Genomic DNA, 10,671 nt, shown 5'->3' with positions numbered 1-10,671 from the left:
CAAGCCCCTTCCCCCTTAACAAGAAAGATTGATTTATGCAAAAAAATCTAATTTATAACGCCAAATTTAACTAAATCAAATTTGACATCTTAAAGGTGCAGGTCTCGTTGCGTCAAATTTAATAGCTTATCCAAATTTTACTCTTTCTAAATTTAGCTCGCAAATTTACTCAAATTTAAGCCCTTTCAAAGCACGGCCCAAATTCTACGCCCGATTTTACGCGTTTTTAAACCTTAAAGCTGTATAATCGGGGTCAAATTTATCAAAAGGCGATACAGATGATAAAAGGCATTTCTGGCTCGCGCATGGTGATGGAAGCCTTGCGCGAGGAGGGCGTAGACACGGTTTTCGGTTATCCGGGCGGCGCGGCGCTAAACATCTATGACGAGACGTATAAGCAGAGTTATTTCAAGCACGTTTTGACGCGTCACGAGCAAGCTGCCGTGCACGCAGCAGACGGCTACGCACGTGCTAGCGGCAAGGTTGGGGTAGCGTTTGTCACCAGTGGCCCCGGCTTTACAAACGCGGTCACGGGCCTAGCTACCGCATACTCAGATAGCATTCCGCTTATATTAATCAGCGGCCAGGTTCCGACCTCGCTTATCGGCACGGACGCCTTTCAGGAGATCGACGCCGTGGGCATCTCGCGCCCGTGCGTGAAGCACAACTACCTAGTGCGCAGTATCGAGGAGCTACCGCGCATCCTAAAAGAGGCCTTTTACATCGCTCGATCTGGACGCCCGGGGCCCGTTCACGTCGATATCCCAAAGGATATAACCGCGTCCGTGGGGGATTTTGATTACCCAACCGAGATAAAGATGCCGACGTACAAACCGACCTACAAAGGCAACGCAAAACAGATCAAAAAGGCGCTCGAAGTCATCGCCGAGGCCAAACGCCCGCTACTCTATCTAGGAGGCGGAGTCGTAGCGGCGAACGCTAGCGAGCTCGTGCGTAAATTTAGCGCGAAAACGGGCATTCCCGCGGTCGAGACGCTGATGGGGCTTGGCGTCCTAGCGCATGAGGACAAAAATCTACTCTCGATGGTCGGCATGCACGGTAGTTACGCGGCAAATATGGCGATGAGCGAGACCGATCTCATCATCGCGCTTGGCGTGCGGTTTGACGACCGCGTAACGGGAAAGCTAAGCGAATTTGCCAAACACGCCAAAATCATCCACGTCGATATCGACCCTAGCTCGATCTCAAAGATCGTAAACGCGCACTTCCCGATCGTAGGCGATCTAAACTGCGTCCTAGAAGAGATGCTGGAAAAAGTAACCGTAAATGAGCAAAATTTGACCGCGTGGCGCGAGATCTTAGCTAGGTACGACGCGCTAAATCCGCTGGATTACAAAGATAGCGACGAGATCATAAAACCGCAGTGGGTCGTGCGCGAAACGGCTAAAATTTTAAAAGAATCTGGCAAAGACGCGGTGATCGCCACCGACGTCGGCCAGCACCAGATGTGGGTCGCGCAGTTTTATCCGTTTGATAGGCCGCGCCAACTGATAACTAGCGGAGGCCAGGGAACTATGGGCTTTGGCCTGCCCGCAGCTATCGGGGCAAAAAACGCGATGCCAGAAAGCACCGTCGTAAATTTCACCGGCGACGGCTCGATCCTCATGAATATCCAAGAGCTGATGACTGCCACCGAGATCGGCAAGCCCGTCATAAATATCATCTTAAATAACAATTTCCTAGGCATGGTACGCCAGTGGCAGACATTTTTCTACGGCGAACGCTACTCCTCGACCGACCTTAGCTTGCAGCCTGATTTTGCAAAGATCGCAGAGGGCTTTGGCGGAGCGGGCTTCGTATGCCACACGAAAGACGAGTTTCGCTCCGCGCTAAAAGAGGCGATGGCCTGCGGCAAAACGGCGGTGCTAGACGTGCGCGTGGATAGATTTGAGGACGTACTGCCGATGGTTCCTGCGGGCGCGGCGATATACAACATGATCTTAAAAAGCAAGGAATAAAAATGAGCATAAGAAGAGTGATTTCAGTCATCGTGCTAAACGAGCACGGCGTTTTATCGCGCATTTCCGGGCTTTTTGCGGGGCGCGGATACAACATCGACACGCTCACGGTAGCACCGATTCCAGGCACCGAGCTTTCTCGTATCAGCATCGTCACTAGCGGCGACGAGCGCGTGCTCGAGCAGATCGTAAAGCAGCTACACAAGCTAATACCGACCTACAAAGTCATCGAAAGCGGCGAATTCGTCGAAAAAGAGATGGCGCTGGTAAAAATCCCGCTTAGCGAAAATTTCGGCGGACTAGACGCGATACTAAAGGCCTACAACGGCATTGTAGCCAACACCAACGAAAACTACATCGTCGTCATGGTTAGCGACGACGCGAGCAGGATAGAAAATTTCCTTAAAGCTATCAAAAAATTTAACCCCACAGACGTCGTGCGCGGCGGCTCTGTGCTAATGGATCTATGATGAAACTAAGCGAAATTTATAAAATTTTAGGACTGGAATTTAGCGGCGAGGAGCTAGAGATCACGGCTCTAAATTCGCTCTCAAACGCAGGATCTAGCGAGCTAGGCTACTGCGATAGCGAGAAAAACGCTAAATTTATCGAGGGCTCAAAGGCGGGCGCAATTTTAGTCGCGTCAAATTTAAAAGAGCTCGTCGGTGCGCAAAGTAGGGCGGTAGTGGTAGAAAACCCGCACCTTGCCTTTGCTATTTTGAGCGAATATTTTGCCAGAGAGCTTCTAGCATCCCAGCCGCAGCCGGCTCAAATTTCGCCAAGCGCAAAGATAATGTCAAACGTCTACGTGGGCTCAGGCGCCGTGATCGGCGATAATACGCTCGTGATGGCGGGCGCTTACGTCGGCGATAACGTAAAAATCGGCGCAAACTGCGTCATCCACCCAAACGTCGTCATCTATAACGACACCGTTATCGGCAACGGTTGCCGCATCAACGCAAACGCCGTCATCGGTAGCGACGGCTTTGGCTACGCGCACACGAAAACGGGCGAGCACGTGAAAATTTACCACAACGGCAACGTCGTTTTAGAGGATTTCGTTGAGATCGGCGCATGCACGACGATAGACCGCGGCGTGTTTGAAAGCACGGTCGTAAAAGCATACGCCAAGATCGATAACCTCGTGCAAATCGGCCACAACTGCGAGATAGGCTACGGCTCGATACTGGTCTCTCAGGTAGGGCTCGCAGGCTCCACAAAGCTAGGCCGCAACGTCGTGATGGGCGGACAAAGCGGCTCTGCGGGGCATTTAAAAGTCGGCGACTTTGCCCAGATAGCGGCGCGCGGCGGCGTGTCAAAAGATATCGCCGGCGGTAAAAAATACGCGGGTGCATATCCGATAATGGAATTAGCCGATTTTTTCAAACTACAAGCTAAGATCGCTAGGTTTTTTAAAAAGAACTAAAAATTTGACGGCTTTTCATAATCGCCGTCAAATTTGACTATCAAAGGCATAAATTTGAACGCAAAATCCACAGAAAAAAGCAAAAGAAAAGAAATTTTAAAAGCTATAAAAGAAAAAGAACTGGCCGAATTTAAGCAAAATTTGCCTATGCTAGGGGATAAATTTATACAGCTTTTTGAGATTTTAGATACCGAGCTTCACGCGAACGGCTGCGATCACAGCCTAAAACTCACCGAGCAAATCCTCTCAAATTTGGGCGTAAAAGATGTTTTGAGCGTGCTCGCGTGGCTTAAAGAGCAGGGCGGATACTGTGACTGCTAAGTAATGATGAACGTTGAGCAGAAATTTGAGTATTTAGAAAAAAATCAACACAAGAAAGTTGCAGACATGAAACAAAACGATATAGAAATTCAAATAGGTAAATTTGAAAAAAATAAAACTAGCATATATCACCGATACTATTCATTTGATTTTTGCTACAACTATTTTTTTAAAAAGCAAAATTCTGGCATTGATTTAGAAAAAGATTGTTTACAGTTGGGCTATTACCTAGCTAGCTGGGGTATGCTCCGCGGTAGTTCATTTTTACTTCAAACTAATCTTGCGCACTATAAAAAAGTTATTGAATTTATAAATAACCTAGACGAAAAAGATTGGGATATAGACATAGAGAACTACGGAAATAATTTAGATAGAATTGTTGATATTTATAATGGTATAAAGGATTGTATTATGCCGCCTAAAGCTGATAACAATCACCTTGTGCTAGTTAGTAAAATAATGCTAGGCACACTAGGAATAGTCCCCGCATACGACAGATATGTATCTCAAAGTATAAAAAACATATACAATGGAGATAAGTTTAATATTAATACCCTTAACACAACTAAGAATTTTAACAAAAAATACAAGGAGTCCTTAGAATTTTTAAACAAATTCTACAATGCAAACAAGGTCGATTTTGATACGGTTAGTATCTATACAAAGGAATTCGGTAGCGAAAAAGATTCAAAGTTGCAATATACAAAAGCAAAAATTTTGGATATGTACCTATTTGCAAAAGGTCTACTATGAATTTGTTTGCAAAAAAACAATTTTAATCCATTAACACAGCATAAATTTGACGCCGCAAATTTAAGCCGCGTCAAATTTAAGCCGAATTTACGCTATTTTTTATAGCTTTTTACGAATTCGCCGATCCTTGCGATACCTTTTTTGATACTCTCTAAATCGGTCGCAAAAGAAAGCCTAAAGTATCCATCCATACCAAATCCCACGCCAGGCACCACGGCAACCTTGGCCTTTTCTAGCAGCTCTTTGCAAAATTTCATACTATCAGGCTCGACCTCAGAGCAGTTTATGAAAAGATAAAACGCGCCGTCAGGCTTAAGCACGCTAAGTCCCGGTATAGTGTTTATCATTTCGACGCCTAGGTCGCGGCGCTTTTTAAACTCGCCCTTCATATACGCGATGTCCTCGTCGGCCTTGCCCAGCAGCGCAGGGATGGCGCCGGCTTGCGTTAGGGAGTTTATGTTGCTCGTGCTTTGGCTTTGTAGCTTGTTTACCGCGGCGTTTAGCTCCTTAAACGGGCTAGCCATATAGCCAAATCTCCAGCCAGGCATCGCGCCGCACTTGCTTAGGCCGTTTATCGTGATCGTGCGGTTAAACATATCCTCGCTCACCGCCGCAGTCGCGACGAATTCGCCTTCGTAGTTTAGCTTTTCATACATTTCGTCGCTAGCTACGATGATTTTCGTGCCTTTTAGCACTTCGCCTAGCGCTTCGAGTTCTTTGCGGCTATATATAGCGCCTGTTGGGTTGCAAGGGCTGTTTAATACTAAAATTTTAGTTCTAGGAGTGATTGCCGCCTTTAGCTGCTCAGGAGTGATTTTAAAGCCGGTCTTTTCGCTAGTTTCGATAAAAACTGGATTGCCGCCGCTAAATTTGACCATCTCCGGATAGCTCACCCAGTACGGGCTTGGCACGATGACCTCGTCGCCCTCGTCGATTAGCGCCTGAAATACGTTAAAAAGCGAGTGCTTAGCGCCGACGTTGGTTATGATTTGATTTGGCGCGTAGTTTAGCCCGTTGTCGCGCTTTAGCTTTGCGGCGACCGCTTCTCTCACTTCGGGCGTACCCGCTACGGCTGTGTATTTGCCGCAGCCCCTATCTAGAGCGGATTTTACCTCGTTTTTGATGATCTCGGGCGTGTCAAAGTCCGGTTCGCCCGCGCCAAAACTGATTACGTCCTCGCCGCGGGTTTTCATCTCTTTTGCCTTGGTGCTGATTTCGATGGTTAGGCTCTCGCCTAGCACCTGAACTCTTTTTGATAGCATTTTTACTCCTTTTTGTAAATTTAAGATATAGTTTTTAGATAGCCGTTATCGTTTAAAAACAAATACATTTCGCCTAAAATTTGCTTGCGCTGCGAGTCGGTTACGAGTTTTGACTTTTCGATGCGCTCGTTTAGGATATCCTGTATCTCGTAGATGTCATAGTCCAGATCTTCCATGATATCAAGGATAGACTGGCTTTCTAGCAGGTGCGAAACCTTAAATCCCTCTGCGTCTATCTCGATAGTGGCTTCGGTCGGGTGGGTAAAGAGGTTGTGTTTCATACCCAGCACCTCCTGATACGCTCCGACTAGGAAAAATCCTAAAAAGTACTCCTCTTTTTCCACGTCTACGTCGTGCAAAAACAGAGGATTTTCCTCGTCGTCAAAGCCTATCTCGCCGTCGCTATCGCAGGTGATGTCCCACAGCGACGCCGAGCGGGTAGGGCGCACGTCCAGGCGGTCAAGCGGCATGATAGGGAAATTTTGCTTTAAGCCCCAAAAATCAGGCAACGACTGAAAGAGGGAGAAGTTTACGAGATAGCGCTCCTGCGCCTCCTCTTGCAGCTTTAAAAGCTCGGCATTGTGCTGCTTGGTGCCTAGGATCTTAGCTGCTTTTTTGATGATTAGGTGGGTTAAAATTTCAGCGTTCGAGCGGTCTTGCAGATCTACGTAGCCTAGGTCAAACAGCGTGAGTATACTCTCCATATGATCGATGCTATCGTGCAGATACTCTATCGCATTTGACGGCTTTATCGTGCTTAGCAGGTCGTTTAGCTCGGTGATTAGCTGAGGATTTTTCTTTTTTAGCACGAGCTTTTCCTCGGTGTAGTCCTGGCTAAAGAGCTCCAAAACGGGCGCTACTAGCACGGCATGAGAAGCCGAGACGAAGCGGCCGCTCTCGATAAAGATATCTGGCTCCACTTCGTTTCGCTGCGTTGCCATCGTCTTTAGCAGATAGACCACGTCGTTGGCGTATTCGCTAAGCGTGTAGTTTCGGCTCGAGTTTTCCTTAAACTGCGAGTACTCTATGGCTAGACCGCCGCCTAAATTTATGGCTTTTAGGTTTTTTGCGCCCATTTTTCGCAGCTCGGCGTAGATGTTTCCTGCTTCGATTAGAGCTTTTTTTAGCGGGTGGATTTCGGTGATTTGCGAACCGATGTGAAAGTGGATCATATTAAATCGATCGAGCAAATTTGCCTCTTTTAGCAAATTTACCGCTTCGATTAGCTCGGTCGCCGTTAGGCCAAATTTTGAGTTTATGCCGCCGCTTTTAGCCCAGATACCAGATCCGCTGCTGTGCAGTCTGATGCGCAGGCCGATGTTTGGCTTTGGCGTGAAACGCTCTTTTGCGATGGCGATGATAGCCTCAAGCTCGTTTAGTCCCTCGATCGTTAGCGTGATGTTGTGCCCCATTTCAGCCGCGATAAAACCGATGTTTATCATCTCTTTATCCTTAAAGCCGTTTACGGTGATCGGCGCGCCTTCATTATTATACGCCATCACCAGCAGCAGCTCGGCCTTTGAGCCCGCCTCCAGCCCGTAGCCGTATTTTTGGCCGTGACGGACTAGGTTTTTTACAAAACCCGGATACTGATTTACTTTTAGCGGATAGACGGCGTTAAAGCTGCCTTTGTAGCCGAATTCGTTTTTCGCGCTCTCAAAGCTTTTGTAAATTTGCGAAATCTGCTTGTGTATGAGGTGAGGGAAACGCAGCAATAGCGGGCCTCGGTAGCCTTCGCTCCTGATGCTTTTTACGATGTCGATGATGGCGGGTTTTGAGCCGGTATTTACGCAAAATTTACCGTTTTCGACGATGAAGTTATTATTTCCCCATAAATTTAAACCGTAATCATACATTTAAAATCCTTTTAAGCTCACTCTCCAGATCCGCCAAATCAATCGTTTTTTCAGCCTTTTCACTCAGATCTTTTAGCCAAATTTTGCCCGATTTTAGCTCGTCCTCTCCGACGCAAAGGCAAATCCTAGCGTTAACGTTATCGGCCGCGTTTAGATGCTTTTGTAGTTTTTTAGGCTCGTAGCTCACGAGAACCGGGAGGCTTTTTCTTAAATTTATCGCTATTTTATAGACCGCATCCACGCCCTCGGAGTCCATCGCGCCGATATATACGCCGTTTCTTTTACTCTCACTCTCGCGGCTGCCCAGGATTTCCATTATGCGCTCGATACCCATCGCAAAGCCCACGCCGTAGCTAGCCTTGCCGCCTAGGTACTCGACTAGTCTGTCGTAGCGTCCGCCGCCCGCTACCGCGCTTTGTGCGCCGATCTCGTTTGAAACGAACTCAAACGCCGTTTTACAGTAGTAATCAAGCCCGCGCACGAGTTTTGGATCTATCTCAAACTCCACGCCATTGCCACTTAAAATTTCTTGCAGCTTTTTAAACTCGCCCGCGCATTCGTCGTTCAGGCTACCGATTATGAGTGGCGCGTTTGCGTAGATTTTCTGACAGCTTTCTACCTTGCAGTCTAGCACGCGGATAGGATTTGTGAGCTTTCTGCGTTTGCAGTCCTCGCAAATTTGACCCTCGTGCGCGTCTAAAAATTTAACTAACTTTTCGCGATACGCACCCATGCTAGCGGCGTCTCCGAGCGAATTTATAAGTAGCTTGGTTTTGATACCCAGGCGCGAGAAAATCTCGTTTATCATCAAGATAACGCTCGCGTCCTCATAAACGCTAGGTTCATTGAAGCACTCGCAGCCAAACTGATGAAACTCGCGTAAACGTCCTTTTTGCGGGCGCTCGTAGCGAAACATCGAACCGTGATAAAAGTACCGTCTCACGCCGCCCGCGCGGTCAAATTTAGCCTCGATAAAGGCGCGTACGACTCCGGCCGTACCCTCAGGGCGCAGGCAAACGTCGTTGCCGCCCTTGTCCTCAAACTGATACATCTCCTTGCCCACGATGTCGCTGCTCTCTCCGACGCTGCGGCGAAAAAGCGCCGTTTGCTCCAGGTGCGGAGCCAGCACGAACTCGTATCCGTAGTTTTTCGCGACCTCTTCGCAGATTTTGATTATCCTCTCGTAAAGTCCCGACTGGGGCGGCAAAACGTCCTTCATCCCCCTTAATGCGCTAATCATTTATAAACTCCTTTATCAAATTCGTTATTTTTTCTTCGTCCCAGGCGGCGTCGATCGTGACGTAGCGGACGCCTAGTTTTTGTAAAATTTCCCCCATCGCATCCTGAACTTTTAGCAGATAACCAAATCCGCGAGCCTCTATGCCGTCCATCTGCGCGCGCGAGCCTAGGCGCGATCTTAGCGTGCTTTCGTCCGCTTTAAAAAATACTATTTTTTGCGGGAAATTTCCTTGCAGGGCGAATTTGTTTAAATTTAAAAGCTCTTCAAAGCTAAAATTCCCGCCCGCCAGCGCGTAGGCCATGCCCGAGACAAAGCCCCTGTCGCTCAAAATCATTTTATCTAAATTTGGCTTTATTATTTTGCTAAAATGCTCAGCTCTGTCGGCCAAAAATAGCAAAATTTCGGCCCTTTTATCTAGATCGTTTTCCTTTAGTAAAATCTCGCGCAAATTTTCGCCAAGCTTCGTGCCACCTGGCTCTTTGGTCACGATTGCTTGCGGGTAAGCCGCCGCCAGCCGCGCTATTTGCGTGCTTTTGCCCGCGCCGTCGATACCTTCGAATAAAATATACAAATTTAGCCTTTCAAAGTTTCTAAAATTTCGCCCGGAACCAGCTTGCTAACGTCGCCATCGTGACTAAGAACGGAGCGCACTATCGAGCTTGAGATAAAGGCGTTTTGCAGGCTCGGCATCAGATAAACAGTCTCTAGCTCGTCCCAAAGCACGGCGTTTGCATAGCCGATTTGCAGCTCGTACTCAAAGTCGCTGACCGCTCGAAGCCCGCGGATCACGACGTTTACGCCGCAATTTTTAGCAAAATCAACGAGCAGGTTATCAAAACCGACGACCTCGACGTTTTTTAGGTCTGCCGTTGAGATTTTTGCCATCTCTACGCGTCTAGCCAAGCTAAAATAGGGCTGTTTGCTCTCGCTAGCAGCAACCGCAACGATGACTTTATCGAAAATTTTAGCCGCGCGCTTGATGACGTCCAGATGACCGTTCGTGACGGGGTCAAAGGTGCCGGGATAGATACAAGCTTTCATTTTTCGCCTTTAAATTTTAAAGGATGATTTTACTATTTTATGCCTAAAACAGGACTTTATCTTGCGACTGGCGCAGCTGTTTTTAGCCCCATCTTTTGTAAATTTGATGCTCGAGTCCAAGCAGGTCAAGCCACTTGCCGATGATGAAATTTTCCATATCCTCAAGGCTATTTTGACCCGAATAATATCCCAAAACCGGCGGCGCGATAACGGCGCCAAGAGTGGAAAGCTTGGCCGCGTGCTCGAGTGCTAGCGTAGAAAACGGCATCTCTCTAACGCCCAAAACAAGCCTCTTTCGCTCCTTTAGCGCGACTGCGGCGGCGCGAGTTATCAGCGTGTCGGCAAAGCCCGCGTGGATTTTAGCTAGTGTGTTGATAGAGCAGGGCGCGACGATAGTAGCGTCTATACCAAACGAGCCCGAACTCGTCGCTGCGGCAAGATCGGAGTCATCGTGGATGGCGGCGTATTTTTGCAAATCTTGCCAAATTTGATAAATTTCGTCTTTTTGAGCGCCACTTTTATCAAATTTATTTTTGTTTTGAAATTTAGCCCCCTCAAATTTGCCTAAAATTTGAGCGTCTTGCCGCTCGTTTTTCTCGCTGCCGTCAAATTTGCAAATTTGCCCGTTTGCGTCATCAAGAGCACAGTTATCCAAAGCGTCAATTTTTATAACATTATCGCCCAAATCTTGCGCGCTATCAGCAAATTTGCCATTTTCATTTTGTAGCTTGTCTCCGCATTCAAAGTCCAGCTCGCCTTGAGCGGAGCTAAAATTTACGCTTTTTTCGTCTTT

General features: G+C 47.6%; 10 protein-coding genes and 1 pseudogene. 5 read left to right on the top strand and 6 right to left on the bottom strand.

The annotated features are described in order from the left end of the window. The first annotated feature begins 278 nt into the window (after positions 1 to 278). From H740_RS08895 to H740_RS08875, 5 genes are read left to right on the top strand one after another with little or no spacing between them, the layout of a single operon-like run. Positions 279 to 1,979, top strand: a complete 1,701-nt coding sequence (locus tag H740_RS08895) for an acetolactate synthase large subunit (RefSeq protein WP_002953352.1) — start codon at positions 279 to 281, stop codon at positions 1,977 to 1,979. Between the two features lie 8 nt (positions 1,980 to 1,987). Then, positions 1,988 to 2,449, top strand: coding sequence for an acetolactate synthase small subunit (ilvN, locus tag H740_RS08890; protein WP_163026421.1), 462 nt, complete (start codon positions 1,988 to 1,990; stop codon positions 2,447 to 2,449). Continuing rightward, a complete protein-coding gene (lpxD, locus tag H740_RS08885) occupies positions 2,449 to 3,405 on the top strand; it encodes a UDP-3-O-(3-hydroxymyristoyl)glucosamine N-acyltransferase (RefSeq protein ID WP_002953351.1) in 957 nt (318 codons plus the stop codon). The genes ilvN and lpxD overlap by 1 nt, the downstream gene beginning before the upstream one ends. 54 nt (positions 3,406 to 3,459) lie before the next feature. After that, positions 3,460 to 3,726 carry a DUF2695 domain-containing protein gene (locus tag H740_RS08880; protein WP_002953350.1) on the top strand — a complete coding sequence of 89 codons (267 nt, stop codon included), beginning with the start codon at positions 3,460 to 3,462 and terminating at the stop codon, positions 3,724 to 3,726. 3 nt (positions 3,727 to 3,729) lie between these two features. Then, complete coding sequence (locus H740_RS08875) at positions 3,730 to 4,479, top strand: hypothetical protein (RefSeq protein WP_002953349.1); 750 nt, start codon at positions 3,730 to 3,732, stop codon at positions 4,477 to 4,479. 92 nt (positions 4,480 to 4,571) lie between these two features. Here H740_RS08875 and H740_RS08870 read toward each other — a convergent pair whose 3' ends face one another. The 6 genes and pseudogenes from H740_RS08870 to H740_RS12250 all read right to left on the bottom strand — a co-directional run. After that, entirely contained in the window at positions 4,572 to 5,741 is a 1,170-nt protein-coding gene (locus H740_RS08870) for a pyridoxal phosphate-dependent aminotransferase (protein WP_002953348.1), read from the bottom strand. A 20-nt stretch (positions 5,742 to 5,761) separates the two neighbouring features. Beyond that, positions 5,762 to 7,597, bottom strand: coding sequence for a biosynthetic arginine decarboxylase (speA, locus tag H740_RS08865; RefSeq protein WP_002953347.1), 1,836 nt, complete (start codon positions 7,595 to 7,597; stop codon positions 5,762 to 5,764). Then, complete coding sequence (gene hisS, locus H740_RS08860; RefSeq protein WP_002953345.1) at positions 7,590 to 8,837, bottom strand: histidine--tRNA ligase; 1,248 nt, start codon at positions 8,835 to 8,837, stop codon at positions 7,590 to 7,592. The genes speA and hisS overlap by 8 nt, the downstream gene beginning before the upstream one ends. Further along, positions 8,830 to 9,408: a dTMP kinase gene (tmk, locus tag H740_RS08855; protein ID WP_002953344.1), complete on the bottom strand. Its 579-nt coding sequence runs from the start codon at positions 9,406 to 9,408 to the stop codon at positions 8,830 to 8,832. Before tmk ends, hisS begins: the two co-directional genes overlap by 8 nt. A 2-nt stretch (positions 9,409 to 9,410) precedes the next feature. Beyond that, a complete protein-coding gene (gene coaD, locus H740_RS08850; RefSeq protein WP_002953342.1) occupies positions 9,411 to 9,878 on the bottom strand; it encodes a pantetheine-phosphate adenylyltransferase in 468 nt (155 codons plus the stop codon). Between the two features lie 82 nt (positions 9,879 to 9,960). Next, positions 9,961 to 10,368 (bottom strand): annotated as a pseudogene (locus H740_RS12250) (UbiX family flavin prenyltransferase); the annotation flags it as partial. Positions 10,369 to 10,671 lie beyond the last annotated feature (303 nt).

Origin of the sequence: Campylobacter showae CC57C, from assembly GCF_000344295.2 — a bacterium.
Lineage (GTDB): Bacteria > Campylobacterota > Campylobacteria > Campylobacterales > Campylobacteraceae > Campylobacter_A > Campylobacter_A showae_B.
This window is presented reverse-complemented; position numbering and strand designations above follow the sequence as displayed.